The organism is Pedobacter xixiisoli (assembly GCF_900215335.1).
Taxonomy (GTDB): domain Bacteria; phylum Bacteroidota; class Bacteroidia; order Sphingobacteriales; family Sphingobacteriaceae; genus Pedobacter; species Pedobacter xixiisoli.
On sequence record NZ_OCMT01000002.1, the window covers coordinates 976,760 to 996,065 of the forward strand.

Genomic DNA, 19,306 nt, shown 5'->3' on the forward strand with positions numbered 1-19,306 from the left:
TTAACCGCAAAGCATAGGAAGGGTTACGCGAAGAGCACAAAGTTTTCCAAGCTTAATTCAATCATTCTCTCCATCCGTCATTCAAAAAAATAATAAAGCATGGGTAACATTTTTTTAGCACAGCTGATATACCAACAAAGGCGATTGCTGAAAAGCCCAAAACAGAGTAGGCTCTACTAAAAAATGAAGACGATGAAAACTTTAAACTTAAAAAATACGCTTTTCCTAATTGCAGTGCTATTGACGTTTTCTGCAATATTTCAAGCTTGCAAAAAAGACAAAACCAGGGGAAACTCGGCTAGAAATGCCAGAGAATTTACAGCCTTGTTTGGGCCACAGGCACAGCAGAAACTAATTAACACTGGTGAATCAAATACATTTACCCTGCTAGGAGGCACGAAAATTACCATTCCACCCAATGCATTTAAAATTAATGGTGTACCTGTTACAGGCAACGTGGTGATTACCGCTGGTGAATTTTTAAAGCGTAGTGATGTTGTTTTCAGTGGCACCAATACCAATCATATCAGCGGTGCACCGCTAGAATCTGATGGTTTTATCTTTCTTAATGCAGCTGCTAATGGCACCAATGTAGACAAACAATTAGCCGCTAACATACAAATTGCTATCCCAACTACCAATACCAGAGCTACCCAAATTTGGGAAGGTATAGAAAATATTGGAAACGTTAACCAAATGGCTTGGCAACCTCTTGTACCCAATCCAAATGGTGTAGCTGGAGTACCAAGAGAAAGTAATCCAATAAATGGGTTCTACAATTTCCAAATGGGTAATTTAGGCTGGATGAACTGTGATGTTTTCTACAGCATGAGCAATCCAAAAACGACCGTTAGGGTTACTATTGCCAATAACCCTGGTAGTTTTGCAACCTTTATGGGATTTACTGGAGAGACCTTTGTTTTCTTCTGCGCAAAAGGCAGTAACGTGGTAGCCCAATTTTATAATCCAGATGGCGTAAATACCTTAAAAAGCTACGACGACATTATGCCAATTGGCGCCGAAGGAAAATATATATCTTTCTCTATCAAGGATGGAAAATATTACTATGCAGAACAGGCTACCACTATCACTGCAAGCCAACACATTACATTAACTTTAGCAGAAACAACAGAGACAGCGATACAACAGGCCATCAACTCATTAAACACCTATTAAAAACTTTCCAAAAGTTAACAGAAAAGGCGAAGCTCATTTTGGGCTTTGTCTTTTTATCGTTAGTAAACCACTAGATATATAGAAGTTTAATTGCAAACTGATAAAACTATGTTTCTATGTGGTTAAAAATATTTGTACTAAGAATATTTCCTTATATTTATTTAGCCATGACCAAACTATTAACCTTCATATTGCTCTGTTTTTTTTGTACGGAATTAAATGCACAAGTGGCGCCTATTGATACGGTTCCAGCCATTATTCATCATCAAACAGAAAATGGAGTTACCAAATTCACTAGTGAACTTCGTCCATTAAGAGCCATTGCAGGCGCACCAGCTCCTTTTTATACTTATTTTTGGGAATTTGGAGATGGAGGTTTTAGTTTTGAAGAAAATCCGTCGCATATTTTTACGAGGTACGATTCGATTATGGTACGCCTATTTGCTACTAACAATTATGATGATGGCAAACGGCCTCCTACTCGTCCAAAACCTATTGTTAGGCCACCTATTACTCCTAAACCTGCTACCAAACCCATGCTTGCTGCTAACGGCGAACCTAGTTTATTTAAAATGGGTGGTAATATAGAAATGAAAACCAATTGCATGCCTAAACCTGGTGACGATATGATGTTGGTTTTTGGCTATCGCAACAAAGCTGAAAATGGACAACAGAACTTAAATGGAACTATCGCTATTTTGTATAACGATGTAGAGTTTAGCAACAATAATTTTGAACTGGCAGCAGCAAGGACTTACCATAACGAGAAAAAATCAGAGTTGAAGCCTTTGCTAAATACAGCATTTTCAAACAAAAAGAGCCAAGAACCTATTTATTATGCTTCTTTAGGAGATAATTTAAATTTGCCCAATACGCTTTCTCCAGCTGAAAAGGTTTTGCTTAAAGACCAAGCCAAAGCCTTTAGAAGTCAGCAGAGCTGGAAGTTTGAGAACTTGGCACAAAACGAGGAGCGCTTTGTTTTTATGCATTTTAAAACTACTCCCGAAATGCTAAAAGACACCAATGCGGTAGTGCGCATTTCTGGTGCTTTCATTCCCGATAATCCTTTAGTAGAAACGGAGTTTTTTAACCTCGAACTACAAATTGTAGCTTCTCATGACCCCAACAAAATGGTACTGCGAAAAAGCAGGATGAATTACCGTCTTACTGGTAAAAACAGGGAGCTGACCTACAAAGTGCGTTTCCAGAACACAGGCAAAGGTCCAGCTAAAAAAATTGATGTTGGGGTTAACATCTCTGAAGTTTTTGACCCATCAACTTTAAAAATTGTAAAGACGAAACCGGAGGTAGTGAATTGCGATTCTGCCTATGCGAACCAAAGCTGCATGAAGACTTTTTTTAGTGCTGATAGTGTGCATTTTGTTTTCACCAACATCTATCTACCTGGCATGCAGCAAAAAGGCGTTAATGATGCAGATTCTACCCAAGGCTTTGTAGAATATAAGATCAGATTTAAGGAAAAACCACCAAAACTACCTATCAAAAGTGGTGCAGCTATTGTTTTCGACAAGAACGAACCCATTTATACCAATAGGGCTGTGGGTAGGTTTAAAATGGGGCTTTCTCCAGGACTAATTATTGGTTATGGCTTCCCTTTCGAAACGGACAATGGCAATTATTTAAACCATAAAAATGTCGTGCTAGGTGCAACTTTATCGCCTTACGCTTCGCATCGCTATTATTGGCAGTTAGAGCTTTACTTCAATTCATTTAATGAGAGAACTTACCAAGTTCCAATAGGTACACAGGTAAGGAAAGACACCGTCATTAATAATGTTGCTTACCAAATTATGGATAAACAGCTATATAAAACCACCAAAGTTGCTACGATTAACGCTGTCCCGCTACAGATGCGTTACAACTTACACAAATATGTGGGCGTTGGTGCGGGTGCCTTGGTGGCGATAGACATGTACAATAGAAGTTCTAGCGAACTGCGTTACAAATTAAGAACCCAAAATGCTTCGGGAACGGTAACAGATGTTAATTTGAACCGAGCTATGGATGAGCTGAAGGAGAACTTTTCGGAAGTGAGGACTTCGTTCTTCGCAGATGTACAGCTAGGTTTGGTGCGTGTTGGTCCGGCTTTGGGTTTGAGGTACATTTATGACCCGAAGACCAATAATAACCGAATGACGACTTATGTAAGTTGGAAGTTTTAAGTTATACGTGATAAGCTATAAGTTAAGTCGTGGTTGATGATAACACCTAAGCACAGGTAAAACCGTCAACTACATCAAATCCTTTGATTGGTGTTACCATCATGAGTGTTACGAAGATATAAGTTTGGATAGATTGCTTCACTCTTCTCGCTTGCCCTACGCTTCAGTTCGCAATGACGCCTGTATTTTTCGTCATTACGATAGTTTAATCCGATTCCAAACATCTGGTTAGGTATTATCACCAACAGCCCAATAAAAATTTAAACCTATGTTTCTATGTGGTAAAACATTTTACTTATTTTAGCTAAAACCACACCGCTCATGCCCTTTAGATACCTCAAGTATTTATGTTTACTTCTACTACTATTTCAAAGCAGTTTTGTAATAGCGCAGGGCGATGATTTGCAGGCTAAACTAAACAGTTTCAAAGCCAAAAACGACCTCAGTAATTGGATTTACGAACAGTTGGATTATGCTAATTACAACCCTAAATTAGCCACAACTTCACTTCAAAACGCACAAAAAACAAAGTGGAGAGCTACCAAAACCAACGAAGAACATTTCGCTTGGTTAAACCTCCTTAGCACATTAGGTTATTACCAGCTTTTAGATGGTGATATTATCGGTTCTATCAATGCCTACGAAAGTGCGTTAAGCTTTTTCAAAAAACATCAAGTACTGGATTATGATATTGTAGAATATACCTTTAAACCACTTAGTAACAACTACACCCGAGTAGGAGACTACGAAAGGGCTTTATATATCCAAAAACAGAGCATCGCCTTTCAGCAGAAATATAGTGAAGACAGTAATAAAACCGCAGCCATTTACTGCAATATGGCTATTTCGTACCGCTCGATGGCAAAATTGGAAGATGCCTACAAAGCTATAGAAATGGGTTTAGCCTTAAAACCAGATCAATTTAATAGGATCATGCTGAACAACGTTTATGCAGACGTATTGTACGATGATGAAAACTACGCCAAGGCAGCAGCAGTTATCGAAAACAATATCAGCAAACAAAAGGCCAGCAATACAGAAAATGCTTACTGGTTAATGAGCTCCTACACCACTGCTGGAAATATCTACTTGCAACAGCAAAATAATGGAAAGGCAAATGTTGCTTACTTAAAAGCACTGCAATTACTAGATCAATATTATCCTTACTCTCGAATACGCGAACGGGCAAATCTCTATACTCAAATTGGAGCAACTTATTTGGCGCAAGACAAAGCCAAAGAGGCCATTAGCTTCGGACAAAAAACTTTAAGTACACTAGACATTACTTCTACAAAAACCATTTATGGTGATAATAAACTTGTGGAAGTTTTCATGCTGATAGCAAGAGCGAACCTAGAGCTAAAACAACCCGAAAAAGCTTTAAAAAACATCAATTTGAGCCTACTTTCTGCAGATAAGATTAGACATGAATTTGCGGCAGATAGAACTAAGGAACGATTACAAAGCTATTTGAAGCAAATTGCAGAGCAAGGTATTGAAATCAGTTATCAGCTATACGAACAAACAAGAGACAAAAAATACTTACAGCAGATTTTAACATTAGCAGAACAGAGCAAAAGCCGCACCTTGCTAGATAAAATGCAGCGAAATCAGCAGTCGATTTCCAAGAATATTAAAAGTGATCGTCTTTTTATCAAAAAACAAAAACTAGAACGTCACATCAGCTATCTGGAAAAACAAATGATAGAAGAACCGAATAGCAGTTCGACTAAAGATGTAGAAGCATTGAAATATGACTTAGCATTGCTCAATAAGGCTTTATCAAAAAAATATCAATACCTAAATACCGAAGAATACCAGACTAAAATCCAGATCGACAAACTCCCAAACCATCGTTTTATTGAATATTTTATTGGAGAACATCATGTCTATATCATCAATATCAATCAAAATAAAATAGAAGGTGTAGTGAAATTAGCTGATGCAGAGAAAGTAAAATCAGCTCTGCGAAGTTTTGTACAAACCTATTTTCATAATGGCCCAAATGCGATGCTAAACAATCCCAAAGCATTTTTTCAGGCATCACATGATATTTACCAATTAATTTTAGCACCTATCCACATTAAACCGAACGAACAACTTACCATTATACCCGATGGAATGTTAGGCTACCTTTCTTTTGATGGCTTGATTACGCAAAATAGCTATACGGAAAATATCAGCAAATGGCCCTTTTTAATTAAAAACCATGCTACAGACTACGCTTTTTCTATCCAAACACTGCAGGCAAAAAAGAAAGTGAGCTCGTCAGGTAGCTTTGCAGGCTTATTTATTACACATAGCGATAGCGAAAAGACTGCGTTAAAAGCCATCACAACGGAAGCTGATTTAATCAGGGAGCACGTAAGCGGTGATTTTATATTTGATGATGATGTAAATCCTAAATCTTTTGAGCAATTATTTACCACAAGCAAAGTAATGCATATTGGTACGCATGCTTATTTAACTGGTGTAAACAACGAACCAACCTTAGATTTCGGCAAAGAAAAGATGTATCTTTTTGAGCTTTCGGCAAAGCAAAGCGCTCCATCTTTGGTAGTACTCAGTGCCTGCCAAACGGCTGATGGCGTATTAGCCAACGGTGAAGGTATCATCAGCTTATCGAGGGGCTTTAATGCCATTGGCACTGCTGCCACTATTGCCAGTTTATGGAACGTAAATGATGATGCCGCAGCGCAAATTATGGCTAGTTTTTATCAATCTCTTGAGCAAACTAAAAATGCAAGCGAAGCGCTTCGCTTAGCTAAATTAAATTGGATTAACACCGCGAAAACTAGCAATGCAGTGCTCCTTCCTTACTATTGGGATAGTCTAATTTACATGGGTAAAAATCAGGAGATTGAATTAAGCAAGCCAATAAATTGGCTGGTATACGGTTCGGGATTTGCCTTGTTATTTATAGGAATTGCAGCTTACCTCGGTTTGAAAAAGAGAAAAACAGCTAAATCTATTTCACTTTAAAATAAATGCGTTGAGGATATTTGTCAAAAATAAAGGTAACAATTTCGCAAAGCCATATTTTCAGGTCGGCTCTTTGCTCTTGATATCGCTCTAAGTAATAATTCCCACCACCACCAAGATTTGGCTCTCCCAAACGGATTAAAGTTATAAATTCGGCATTCTCGAAATCAACATCGGCTACGTTTAGTAAAACTTCGTTCGAACTACTGACCAAATCTAACCATTCGTCTGCTCCTTGAATCATTTGCAAATCTTCGGGATCGCCTTTCCATTCAGGCAAATCAATATACCAATCCCCTTTGGCAGTTTTATAAAACCTAAAGTCTCTTGTCATTATTTGCCAGCTTTTTTAAAAATACTTACTGCTAATGGAGGCAAATTAATCGCAATAGATTGCTGCTGATGCTGATGAGCGATATTCTCAGTTAGTTTAGGGTCCGAGTTCAATTTATTGCTACCATAAAATCCTTCTGCATCTGAATTAAAAATTTCTTTCCATTTTCCCTTAACAGGAATTCCAATTCTATAGTTTTCTCTGTAAACTGGCGTAAGATTAATAGCAATAACTAACGTATCTTTTGCTTTGTCCGACCTACGCTGATAAACATAGATAGACTGGTCTGCATCATCTGCCTCTTGCCATTCGAAACCTTCGTGAGAGAAATTATGATGATATAAAGCGGGTTCGGTTTTCAGTAGTTCGTTAAGTGATTTTACCAGTACTAACATTCCTTTGTGCGGTGCATGTTGCAGCAAATCCCAATTTAGCGATTCGAAACAGTTCCATTCAGAAGTTTGTGCAAACTCATCTCCCATAAACAGCAATTTAGCTCCTGGGTGTGTCCACATATAAGCATACAAAGCTCTCAAATTAGCAAATTTCTGCCATTCGTCGCCAGGCATTTTATAAATCATGGGCGATTTACCATGTACCACTTCATCATGCGATAACGGTAACATGAAGTTTTCCGTGAAAGCATAAGTCATGCTAAAAGTTAGCTGGTGGTGATTGTGTTTTCTTCCGATTGGATTAACCTTGAAATACTTCAATGTATCGTTCATCCAACCCATCATCCATTTCATACCAAAACCTAAACCACCAGCATATACAGGTCTAGTTACCCCATCATAAGTACTACTTTCTTCGGCAATGGTTTGTATCCCTTTAAAGTTCCCATAAAGTGCTTCGTTCATGTCTTTAAGGAATTTCACTGCACCTAGATTCTCTGTTCCTCCGTATTCGTTAGTACCATATTCGCCTTCATTTCTACTAAAATCGAAATATAGCATGGAAGCTACCGCATCCACCCTCAGTCCGTCCAAATGGTATTTATCAAGCCAAAACATCGCGTTGCTAATCAAGAAAGAGCGCACCTCATTTCTATCGTAATTGAAGATGTAAGATTTCCAATCGGGATGAAAACCCTTCCGCATATCCGAGTGCTCGTATAAATGCGTACCATCAAAATGATACAATCCGTTGGCGTCACCAGGGAAATGCGACGGTACCCAATCTAAAATTACAGCAATGTTATTTTTATGGAATTCCTCTACCAAAACCATCAAGTCTTGTGGCGAACCATGACGGGAACTCGCCGCATAATAACCAGTAACCTGATATCCCCAAGATGGGTAATATGGATATTCCATTACTGGCAGAAATTCGACATGTGTAAAGCCCATTTCAACCACATAAGGAACAAGTGCTTTGGCAATTTCGCCATAACTCAATACTCTTTCTGGGTCAGCTGGGTCGCGTTGCCAAGAACCTAAATGCACTTCGTAAACCGAAATAGGCTGGTCTAACGCATTTTTCTTCTCTCGCTTGCCCATCCAAGCTTTGTCTTTCCATTGGTAATCAGTGTCCCAAACTACCGATGCCTTATGAGGCGGATGTTCTGCATGCAAAGCATAGGGATCACTTTTCTCCAAATCGGAACCATCAAAACCTTTGATATAATATTTATAAACTTCTCCTTTTTTTACGTGAGGAATAAAGCCTTCCCAAATACCAGATTCGTCCCAACGATTGTATAACAAATGACTTTCTCTATTCCAACCGTTGAAATTGGCCATTACACAAACCTTTTGCGCATTTGGTGCCCAGACTGCAAAATACACACCATCTACCCCATTTACCGTACTTAAATGCGCTCCCATTTTTTCGTAAAGCTTAAAGTGCTTGCCTAAAAGGAAAAGAGAAATATCGAAATCTGTTAACAAGCTGTGTTGCCAAACTGTAGATTGATATTTTCCTAAAGCATTCTCTACAGTCGCTGCTGCTTTGGATTTGATGGTTTTTGTGGTTCGTTTGGCCATATTTGTTTGGTTAGATAGAATATACGATTTACAAGATAGGCATATTACGTCATTGCGAGGCACGAAGCAATCTTTAAGGTATTAATCTTCGTGCCTCGCAATGACGAGAGTTATTTAAGACCTGCAAGGTTTAATTTTGGCTTCTCTCATTTTTATTTAATTGTAAAATTGAGGGCTTCGCCGTTTCAAAACCTTGCAGGTCTAAGTGTATCTTATCCCTTCAAAATACTAATTCTAGAGAAGTTTTTGTTCGATTTAAAACGTAAAATACCACGCTCGTTCACTACAAAATCTTTCACTTCTTTATCGTCAACATATACTTTACCTACATTAAACGGCAAAGCGATGATACGGAAATCGTACAATTCGTAAGTTGGTGTAAACAAACCGTCGATGGTTTGTTGGATATTGAAACTATTGCCATCACCTTTTACATTAAATTTCTTCTCCAAGTAAATATCCTGCTCGTAGGCAAAAGTATCGCCATGGTCTTCGTACATGAAAGAGTTTACTTCGTAATCCGAATAGTAAACATTCAACCAAACTTCGTCGATATGTTTTTCTCCCACATACTGCATTACTGGATATTCCGGCATTACCGAACCTGCTCTCACGAACAAAGGCATGGTATCTAAAGGTGTATCTACCACATATTCGCTACCACCTTCTAGCAATTCTAAAGTCCAGTAGTTAAACCATTTTCCTTTTGGCAGGTAAACACGTCTTGATGTAGCACCTTGTTCCAATACTGGGCAAACCAAAATCTTATCACCAAAAGTAAACTCGTCTTGACGGTAGTGGTTACCGATATTTTCTTGCTCCAACATTGCCAATGGGCGTAAAATTGGAAAACCATAACGGTGATGCTCCCAAAATACCGAATAAATGTACGGCATCAATTTATAACGTAGCTCAATAAACTTACGGTTAATCGAAGTAAATGGCTCGCCGAAACTCCAAGGTTCACGTTCACGAGTATCTCCAGCAGAGTGGGCACGCATAAACGGAGAAAATACGCCTAATTGTATCCAGCGGGTAAACAATTCGCCATCTGGCTCGCCGCTAAAACCACCTATATCAGTGCCACAGAACGGCACTCCAGAAATCGACATACGTTGACACTGAATGTTCGCCAATTTTAAGTGTTCCCAAGTTGCTACGTTATCGCCAGTCCAAACAGAAGCATAGCGCTGCATACCCGAATAACCTGCTCTAGTAATGGTAAATGGACGTTTATTGCGTTGCAGTTTCTTCAAACCTTCGTAGGTAGAACGTACCATCTGCATACCGTAAACGTTGTGTGCTTTACGGTGCGAACCACGGTAGCCATCGTAATTGTGACGTACATCGTTAGGAAAAGTTCCCGCACCAAACACCGCTGGCTCGTTCATATCATTCCAAAATCCAGCTACGCCCATATCTACCAATTCTTTATATAAACCTCCCCACCATTCTCTTACGGTTGGGTTGGTAAAATCTGGGAACTGGCAACGACCTGGCCAAACATGGCCTTCCATAAAGTAATCATCACTTCTACGGCAGAAATAATTATTATCTTTTCCTTCCTTAAATACCCAGTAATTTTCGTCCACTTTAATTCCTGGGTCAATCATCACTACAGTTTTCATCCCTACATCCGCCAACTCCTTAATCATCTTTTTAGGGTCTGGAAAATACTTTTTGTTCCATGTAAAGCAACGGTAGCCGTCCATGTAATCGATATCTAAATAAATGGCATCACATGGAATATTCTGCGACCTAAAACCATCTACAATTTCTCTCACTTTGCTTTCAGGATAATAACTCCAACGACATTGGTGGTAGCCGATAGCCCATTTTGGTGGCAATTGGTGCGTTCCCGTCAAAGATTGGTAACGTTTCACCACATCCATCATGTGCGGCCCATGGATATAATAGTACTGCAATTCACCACCGTCAGACCAAAAGCTGGTTTTCGTGTTGTCCTGCATTCCAAAATCGAAGTACGATTTAAACGTATTATCGAAGAAAATCCCATAAGCCTCACCTTGATTAATACCGGTGTAAAATGGAATAGTACGGTACAAAGGGTCTTGGTCCCATCCGTAAGAATAAGCATCAGTATTCCAGTTCTGGAACTTTCTACCCCTCAAATTCATATTGCCAGACTTATCGCCTAGGCCAAAGAAATTCTCTTCCGACTGACATTGTTTGGTTGCATACACATAAAAACCACCGAACTCCGCATTCTCTTCCCAGTGCATTGGCGATGCGTCGCTGCTGGTTACCAGACCAGTAGCATTACAAATAAACGAAATCAGAAAATCAGCTTTGCTAACTTTACAAGTAACCGTATTCGTCGAAATCAAGTAAGCATCGGTAGTATCTTCCAACTTAAAAGTAGTCACTTTTTGGTCTACCTGCTCTACAGCGTAAGAAAAATCGGCCAAGAAGGTACCATGCGGTGCCAAGCGAACCCTAATCATTTCATCGCTTACCACACGCACTTCTACGCTTGCACTGCCGTCAGAAAAATAGAACTTATTGCCCTCTTTTTTAACACTTTTTACCGACGTTAAGTACTCTTTTTCAATTGCTTTTATATCCGTCACCGGATTATTTAAATGCTGAACTACTTCTTCTTCAAATTGTTCTTTGTTATGCACTTCCGTAACTTCAAAATCTTTGTTCAGTTCGTCTCCCATATTATTCGTTTTAAGCTTGTTCTAACAACAAAAAACAGCTCGTTTATTTTAAATTGTTTTGTTGATGGATATGTTTAATAGATGTTTAATGATACTGTAAATATATAATAATTACCCTTCAAGGCAAATAAAACTCTTGTTAACTTTTCTAGATTAAATAGGTGTAAAACGCAATAACGCTTACAAAACAACTTAATGTACAATTAACACTAACACGAAGCAAAAGTTAGATTTATTTTAATTTTTAGGAAAGCAGGTTTAGTACTACTATTAAAATGTAGCCCCGCTTTCCGTTAAAATCTTTTTGTGTTCCGTCCTCCGTCATTTCCAACGCAGAGAGAAATCTCTAAGTTTAATACTACTATGTAACAGATTCCTCCTCGTTCCTCGTCGAAATGACGCAACAAAAAGTATTCCCACGACAATCGGGTTTGATTAACAAAAAACTGTTCAATTAACAATCGAGCAACCCATCAAATCGTTTAAGATTTTAACGCATCCACCAACCGATATGCGTATATTTGAAGACTAGCAGCAACATTCGCTGTTCCGGATTTGCAATCCGGAACTATCTATGTGCGGATTTAAAATTCGCAGTTAACAAAATCGAGATTGCAAATCTCGACTAGCCAACAAACGTCGACAGTAACTGCTCTTCGGGATTTGCAACCGAAGCCATATCGTTGGATTTATAATCCAAATTTTTAGAACGGATTAAAAATCCTATAATAGGAGTTCGACATTACAAATATCGAACAGCAAACACGAATGGCAATTAATCTTGATCCGTAGTAGCAAATACTTTACACATCCATACCTTGCTATCCAAGTGCATATCTTATTTTTGTAGCATACAGAAAACAAATGATATCAATAAAATCTGTTTCACATCAATACGGTGCAGACCAAGCGTTAAAATTTGCCGATTGGCAAGTGAATAATGGTGAGCAATGGCTATTGCTTGGGCAATCTGGCAGCGGAAAAACTACACTGTTGCATATTTTAACAGGCTTGCTTAAACCTACTGATGGCGAAATCAAAATCAACGACACCAATTTATATGAACTTTCATCTAAAAAACTGGATGAATTTAGGGGGCAGCACATTGGCATCGTATTCCAAAAACCACATTTGATTAAAAGCCTCAGCATTTCTGAAAATCTACTATTAGCACAAAGTTTTGCTGGCTTATCAACGGATAAAAACCGTATCGAGGAAGTATTGGCTTCGTTGGATATGGCACACAAGAAAAATGCTTATCCGCAAGAATTAAGTCAAGGGCAGTTGCAACGGGTTACTATTGCTAGAGCAGTAATCAATAAACCAACTTTGTTAATTGCCGACGAACCAACATCAAGCTTAGACGATAAAAATGCTGAAGCGGTATTGGCTTTACTGAAAGAACAATCGGAATTGAATAAAGCTACTTTGGTGGTAGCCACACACGACAAAAGAGTGAAAGATGCGTTTAACCTAACCTACAGTTTATCATGAGCCCATTTAAAATAAGCTGGAAAAACATCTGGTCGAAGCCGCTAAACGCCGCATTGAATATCTTACTGATTGCTTTTGGAACTGCTATTTTAACTGTTTTATTGTTAGCATCAACCCAAATAGAAGATAAATTAGACAAAAATTCAAAAGACATTGATCTGGTAGTTGGAGCGAAAGGCAGTCCACTACAATTGATTTTAAGCAGCATTTATTACATCGATTTCCCAACAGGAAATATCCCGATGAATGAGGCGAAGAAATTAATGAAAAGCCCTTTCGTAAAAAGTGCTGTACCTTTAGCTTTGGGAGATAATTACAACGGTGTACGAATTGTTGGTACCGACAGCAATTACATCAGCCTTTATGGCTTAAAACTACAAAGCGGCAAGTTTTGGGAAGCTGATTTAGAAGCTACTATTGGCATTAACGTTGCAAAGGAGCAAAATCTCAAAGTTGGCGATACCTTTTTTGGCGGTCATGGTTTAACCGAAATGAAGGATGAACACAAAGACCACGCCTACAAAGTGGTGGGTATTTTGGCACCGCAGCAAAACGTAACCGACAATCTGATTTTAACGGGCATTGGTAGCGTCTGGAAAATGCATGGCGATGAAGGCGAAAGCAACGAACATCATGACCATGACCACGCAACTGAAGCAGAACACACTCACGATGAGGACAGAGAGTTCACCTCATTGCTCATCCAATATCGCTCACCAATGGCAGTAGCGATGTTCCCGATGATGGTGAACCAAACTACCAATATGCAAGCAGCCAGTCCAGCGCAAGAAAGCACTCGTTTGTTCTCTTTAATTGGTGTTGGTGTAGATACTTTGCAATGGTTTGCGGTTCTGATTATGTTCATTGCAGCCATTAGTGTATTTGTAAACCTGTACAATTCCTTAAAAGAAAGAAGCTACGATTTGGCCATTATGCGAACCTTAGGCGCATCAAAAGGCAAACTTTTTTCGTTAATCATATTAGAAGGCTTAATTTTGACGCTGATAGGCACACTTATTGGTATTGCTTTAGGGCATGGCATTTTACACTTAATTGGAAACTATCAAGAAAGTAGTCAGGCGAAAATGAATGGTTTACTTTTTATAACGGAAGAATTTTATTTACTGGCGGCAGGTTTATCGATTGGAATTGTTGCGGCAATTATTCCAGCAATACAGGCTTACCAATCTAATATATCGAAAATTTTAGCAAAGAATTAATTTTGAAAATGACCACCCTAGACACCTAAGTGAACCTAAGGTTTTTTTAGGTGTCTAAGGTGGTTAAAAAACATAAAAACACAGATGAAAAAACTTACATTCATATTTTTATTATTCATTGGCTTTGGCATTAACAAAGCAAAAGCACAACACGATCCAAGCGATCAAATACTATCTGCAAACTGGGATGTAATTGGCGATGTAGAATTTAAAATGGCTAAAGACGATAGTGAAATGTACGCCATCTTCAACAACGATATCAAAAAGAGAGCAGGTAAACCTTTTGAATTAGAAGGTTACATTGTACCGATTAAAGATGGCATGAAACAAACTAAATTCATGCTTTCTACACTACCGATTAACCAATGTTTTTACTGTGGTAAAAATGGGGTACCTATCATGGTTGAAGTGCAACTGAAAGAGCCAACTAAGTTCACTTATCAAACCATTAAAGTGAAAGGCATCTTGAAATTGAGTACGGCAAACGCTTTGGATGCTTCGCCAATTTCGTTATTGAACGGAACGGTGGTGAAGTAAAGTAGCACAGACGTAAATAATTCGTCATTGCGAGGTATAGTTCATGTCGGTTGTTTTGAATAAGCTATCACAAATTTAGCCTCACTAGATAGACTTTTCGTCATGCTGAATTTATTTCAGCATCAGTTTTAACGTCTAATTTTTACATTAATAACCTTATAGACTACTTCGTACCTCGCAATGACGGCAAGAATAAAAACAAAAAAATCCCTAGAAAAAATGTCTAGGGATTTTTTTGTTATTTGCTAACAGATGCTGAAATAAATTCAGCATGACGGATTATTGATAGTTAGTGACCAGAATGTCCGTCAGCGCCATGAGCGTGACCATGTGACAATTCATCAGCAGTTGCTTCTCTCACTGTTAAAATTTTACCAGCAAAGATTAAGTTTTTACCAGCCATTGGGTGGTTTAAATCTACCGAGATAATTTCCTCGCCTACTGCAGTTACGCCAGCACGGAATTGGTTACCTTGGTTGTCTTGCAAAGGAATTACATCACCAACGTTAGGCAATTCTTCTGCACCACCTTCTTTAAACATACTTACTGGCAAATCTACGTGAGCTCCTGGGTCAATCTCTCCGTAACCATCAGCCGCTTCTAATTCAAAACCATATTCATCACCAACGGTTAAACCTGTCAAGTGCTCTTCAAATTTTGGCAACATCATACCCACACCGTATAAAAATACTAGCGGATTTTCTTCAGTAGCTTTCTCTACAAAAACTTGGTTACCTTCTGGAGTTGTGGTATGTAGCTCGTAAGTAAGAGAAACTACCGTGTTAGATGTGATCTTCATTCTATTCTTTTTTGTTTTATTAATTGATGAGCCTTCTAAACATCATCATTATTTGTATTAAGCTTTTTGAAATGCTGGGCAAATATAGCTTAATTATTATGCTAACAAAAAACCAGCATTATTGTTGAAAGGATTATGAACTTAATGTGTATATCTGAAATTATTAGCTATTATTTTGATGCGTTTTGCTTACCGCTTTTCAGCATCTCCGAATACATTTCATCCAAAAAAGATTGTTGATGTTTATCGTTCTTAAAATATCGCTGATAATTCACGCTACAACTTTCGATATCTAAAATATTATCAGGGTTAAAAGACCAATCGTCTGTATTTTTAACGGTAATCCCAATATCTTCACTACAACTTTGCCACATTTCCGTAAATCTATTGTGCTGATTAGCATCCAGTTTATTAAAATCCGCATAAACGCTAAAACCACTCATTTCTGAATTGAAAAACTGTGAAATCCAAGTTACGGGAACACCGCCCCAATTGATGGTTGCACCTTCCGGCAGCCTGATATCAGTGAGCTTTTCTTCTGCCATCATTTTATTTTGCTCCCCTTTTTTCCAGAAACTTTCCTTATAAGTTAATCTTGTACCCACAGGAACCGAAATCTTTTTAATGGTTAAAGGCTCTTTAGTGATAAAATAGGGATAGTTTGGTGTACTGTTGCCTCCAGTTGGATTCATATTACCCACACAGCCCGTAAATAATGCAATAAGTAAAAGCGGAAGTTTAGAAAATCTCATAAACGAAAGACGTTAAGGGTTAGATAAAAACTTCTTAAACACCAAAGACAATGCCATTATTTGATATGCTGCAAGGCTTGGTCAACAGTTCCCACAGGAAGTTGGCAAGTTTTATCCCTACAGATATAAATTTTCGTCTCCTCACTCTGCTTATACTGCAATAAAGGCAAACTGCTCTTTACCCCTGCCAAAGTAATTTTATTGGGGATATATTGTTGATCAAATTCTTTTTTGGTTTCCCTAAAATCCGAACCAGTAATAGCAATTTCGTTAATACCGTACACTTCGTTCAACAACTGGATACTCCAGTTAGAATAAGCCGAACCATAAGCTTTGATACGAGGTTGCACTGCCTTTAGCATAGCTGATGCTCGTTCTCTATACGTTTCATTATCAAAAAACAACCCCAATTTTTGGAGATTTTGAGCCATTACCGAGTTAGAAGCAGGAATTACATTATCCATCACCTCGTGTTTACGGGCGATCAAATCTTCGCCTTTGTTCGAGGTGTAGAAGAACATTACATTGTTTTGATCAGTAAAGTTAGACAATACATAGTCTGTTAATTCTTGTGCTTCATTTAACCAAGCTTCGTTAAAATCTGTTTCGTAAAGAGCAATTAGTGCTTCTATTAAAGACGCATAATCATCTAAGAAACCATTGATACTTGCTTTTCCATTTTTGTAGTTTCTATACAAGCCCCCATCTTCATCCATCAAATTGTTAAGGATAAAACTTGCTGCTTTTTTGGCCTTTTCATAATAAGCATCATTATTCAGAACTTGGGCCGAATCCGTCAAACCTTTAATCATTTGTGCATTCCAGGCGGTTAGGCACTTATCATCTAAACCAGGTCTAACTCTGCTACTTCTTACTGCCAACAACTTAACTTTTGCTTCCGCGACAATTTGTTCCAATTCAGCTTTACTAACCTTGTATTTCTCTACCAGCTCCTCATCAAACACTTTTCGCATCAAGATATTGGTATGCTCTTCCTCCCAGTTGCCATCTTCAGTAATTGTAAAATATTCAGAAAGCAACTCTTTGTGCATAGTTATCACTTCATCGAAATCTGCCTTGTTCCATACATAGAACTTACCTTCCACGCCTTCACTATCCGCATCTAAAGCAGAATAAAATAAGCCGTCGGGCGATGTCATTTCTCTATCTATCCATTCAATGGTTTCTTTGATAATTTCAGCAAATGGTTCGTATTTTAAGCATTGATAAGCTTCTGCATACAAACTAACCAACTGTCCGTTGTCATACAGCATTTTTTCGAAATGCGGCACATGCCATTTCGCATCTACCGAGTAACGGGCAAAACCACCTCCAATTTGGTCGTAAATGCCGCCCATTGCCATTGCCTCCAAGGTTCTCATTGCTGCCATCATCACGGTCTGGTCATCCTTTAAAAAAGCATAACGCAATAAAAATGACCAGTTATTTGGCAAAGGGAATTTAGGTGCACGGTTATATCCACCTTCCGTAATATCAAAATTTCTTTTCCAAGGCTCTACAATTTCTATTAGTTGTTCCTCGTTAAAAGTTAACTCCTCGTTGCCAGCTTCTATCAGCTCCGCTTGTTGTAAACCTTCCGTTAATCGCTCTGCGTATTTAACAGCCTTTTCTGGTTCTTTTTCCCACAAATTGGTAAGGTTAAGTAAAATATTAATCCAATCTGCTTTTCGAAAATAAGTACCGCCGTAAATTGGACGTTGGTCCGGCAAGCAAATCGCATTTAATGGCCAACCGCCATTTCCGTTCATCAACTGCACCGCCAGCATGTAAATCTGGTCAATATCCGGACGTTCCTCTCTATCTACCTTAATACAAACAAAATGCTTGTTCATTACTTCGGCAACCTCATGGCTTTCGAAACTTTCATGCTCCATCACATGGCACCAATGGCAAGCCGAATATCCCACACTCACAATAATCAATTTATTTTCATCCTTCGCTTTTTTCAGGGATGTTTCATTCCATTCATACCACTCAACTGGGTTGTAAGCATGTTGCAATAAATAAGGAGATGAGGCGTGAATAAGGGAATTAGGCTCTTGCATAAAGGATTTGGATATTTATTGTGAATAGATTTTCCACATCTGTAAAATTATAAATTATCTAACTAACCTGTTGGGATTAGTTATTGTTTTTATACTTTTAGGCAAATGTTTAACCTATGGAATTAGCGGAAAATATATTATTTAATTCTATTAAAGAAATCATTCTTCAATCTAGGTTGAGAGTATTTCGTATGGCCAATTCTGCACTTTTAGAAACCTATTGGCATATGGGTAAACTTATTGTAGAAGATGAACAACAAGGTAAACATAGAGCAGATTATGGAAAAGCAACCTTAAAAAAATTATCTAAGCAGCTTTCGTTAGAATTTGGAAAAGGATTTGATTATACTAATTTAACCAACATAAGAAAGTTTTACCTTGCGTTTCCAATTCTTGACGCATTGCGTCAAGAATTGAGTTGGACGCATTACAGAATAATATCCAAATTAGATTCCGAGGAAAAAAGAAATTTTTACGTTAATGAAGCTGTCGTTTCCAACTGGAATAGCAGGGTACTTCAAAGACAAATAGAAACCTTATCCTTCGAAAGAACTTTACGAAGTTCTAATGCCGAAGAGAACAACATCCAAAACTTAATTAAAGACCCTTACATTTTTGAATTCTTAGGAATAAGTCCAGAAACTTCTACCACCGAAAGAAATTTAGAAACTGGAATTATCGACCATTTACAAAAATTTTTGCTAGAATTCGGGAAAGGATTTGCCTTTGTAGCTAGACAACAACATATTGTAACAGATACTTCTGATTTCTTTATCGACTTAGTATTTTACAATTACATCTTGAAATGTTTTGTAATCATCGATTTAAAAACTGGGAACTTAAACCATCAAGACATTGGACAAATAGACATGTATGTTAGAATGTATGATGACTTAAAAAAAGGCAAAGATGATAATCCGACAATTGGGATATTGCTATGCTCGGAAAAAGATGAAACTATTGTTAAATATTCTGTGTTAAACGATAAAAATCATCTTTTCGCAAGCAAATATTTATTGTACCTGCCTAAAGAAGAAGAACTGAAGAACATTATTGAACAAGACCGACTTAGATTTGAACTAGACAATTAAGAC

The 19,306-nt window shown here is 38.1% G+C and carries 13 protein-coding genes; 7 read left to right on the forward strand and 6 right to left on the reverse strand.

Annotation, left to right across the window (positions count from 1 at the left end):
- The first annotated feature begins 192 nt into the window (after positions 1-192).
- From CRO54_RS10470 to CRO54_RS10480, 3 genes are all read left to right on the forward strand, one after another.
- Positions 193-1,176, forward strand: a complete 984-nt coding sequence (locus tag CRO54_RS10470) for a hypothetical protein (RefSeq protein WP_097131713.1) — start codon at positions 193-195, stop codon at positions 1,174-1,176.
- A 167-nt stretch (positions 1,177-1,343) separates the two neighbouring features.
- A complete protein-coding gene (locus CRO54_RS10475; protein WP_097131715.1) occupies positions 1,344-3,359 on the forward strand; it encodes a DUF7849 domain-containing protein in 2,016 nt (671 codons plus the stop codon).
- Positions 3,360-3,680: 321 nt separating this feature from the next.
- Entirely contained in the window at positions 3,681-6,341 is a 2,661-nt protein-coding gene (locus CRO54_RS10480; protein ID WP_097131716.1) for a CHAT domain-containing protein, read from the forward strand.
- Here CRO54_RS10480 and CRO54_RS10485 read toward each other — a convergent pair.
- From CRO54_RS10485 to CRO54_RS10495, 3 genes are all read right to left on the reverse strand, one after another.
- Positions 6,328-6,675 (reverse strand): DUF6717 family protein, encoded by a 348-nt coding sequence (locus tag CRO54_RS10485; RefSeq protein WP_097131718.1) that lies wholly within the window; start codon positions 6,673-6,675, stop codon positions 6,328-6,330. The two genes, CRO54_RS10480 and CRO54_RS10485, sit on opposite strands and share 14 nt — an antisense overlap.
- Complete coding sequence (glgB, locus tag CRO54_RS10490; RefSeq protein ID WP_097131720.1) at positions 6,675-8,660, reverse strand: 1,4-alpha-glucan branching protein GlgB; 1,986 nt, start codon at positions 8,658-8,660, stop codon at positions 6,675-6,677. Before glgB ends, CRO54_RS10485 begins: the two co-directional genes overlap by 1 nt.
- A gap of 212 nt (positions 8,661-8,872) precedes the next feature.
- On the reverse strand, positions 8,873-11,344 hold the full coding sequence (locus CRO54_RS10495) for a glycoside hydrolase family 31 protein (protein ID WP_097131721.1): 2,472 nt from the start codon (positions 11,342-11,344) through the stop codon (positions 8,873-8,875).
- A gap of 864 nt (positions 11,345-12,208) precedes the next feature.
- On the opposite strand from CRO54_RS10495, the gene CRO54_RS10500 reads away from it, so the two are divergent.
- The 3 genes from CRO54_RS10500 to CRO54_RS10510 all read left to right on the forward strand — a co-directional run bounded on the left by CRO54_RS10500 (position 12,209) and on the right by CRO54_RS10510 (position 14,595).
- Positions 12,209-12,838 (forward strand): ABC transporter ATP-binding protein, encoded by a 630-nt coding sequence (locus CRO54_RS10500; RefSeq protein WP_097131722.1) that lies wholly within the window; start codon positions 12,209-12,211, stop codon positions 12,836-12,838.
- On the forward strand, positions 12,835-14,058 hold the full coding sequence (locus CRO54_RS10505; protein ID WP_097131723.1) for an ABC transporter permease: 1,224 nt from the start codon (positions 12,835-12,837) through the stop codon (positions 14,056-14,058). Before CRO54_RS10500 ends, CRO54_RS10505 begins: the two co-directional genes overlap by 4 nt.
- Positions 14,059-14,142: 84 nt before the next feature.
- Positions 14,143-14,595 (forward strand): hypothetical protein, encoded by a 453-nt coding sequence (locus CRO54_RS10510; RefSeq protein ID WP_097131724.1) that lies wholly within the window; start codon positions 14,143-14,145, stop codon positions 14,593-14,595.
- 289 nt (positions 14,596-14,884) lie between these two features.
- On the opposite strand, the gene CRO54_RS10515 is transcribed toward CRO54_RS10510, so the two are convergent.
- From CRO54_RS10515 to CRO54_RS10525, 3 genes are all read right to left on the reverse strand, one after another.
- Positions 14,885-15,394: an FKBP-type peptidyl-prolyl cis-trans isomerase gene (locus tag CRO54_RS10515; RefSeq protein WP_097131725.1), complete on the reverse strand. Its 510-nt coding sequence runs from the start codon at positions 15,392-15,394 to the stop codon at positions 14,885-14,887.
- Positions 15,395-15,564: 170 nt separating this feature from the next.
- Positions 15,565-16,146, reverse strand: coding sequence for a hypothetical protein (locus tag CRO54_RS10520; protein WP_097131726.1), 582 nt, complete (start codon positions 16,144-16,146; stop codon positions 15,565-15,567).
- Between the two features lie 56 nt (positions 16,147-16,202).
- Positions 16,203-18,212, reverse strand: coding sequence for a thioredoxin domain-containing protein (locus CRO54_RS10525; protein WP_097131727.1), 2,010 nt, complete (start codon positions 18,210-18,212; stop codon positions 16,203-16,205).
- A 116-nt stretch (positions 18,213-18,328) separates the two neighbouring features.
- On the opposite strand from CRO54_RS10525, the gene CRO54_RS10530 reads away from it, so the two are divergent.
- A complete protein-coding gene (locus CRO54_RS10530; protein ID WP_097131728.1) occupies positions 18,329-19,303 on the forward strand; it encodes a PDDEXK nuclease domain-containing protein in 975 nt (324 codons plus the stop codon).
- The last annotated feature ends 3 nt before the right edge of the window (positions 19,304-19,306 follow it).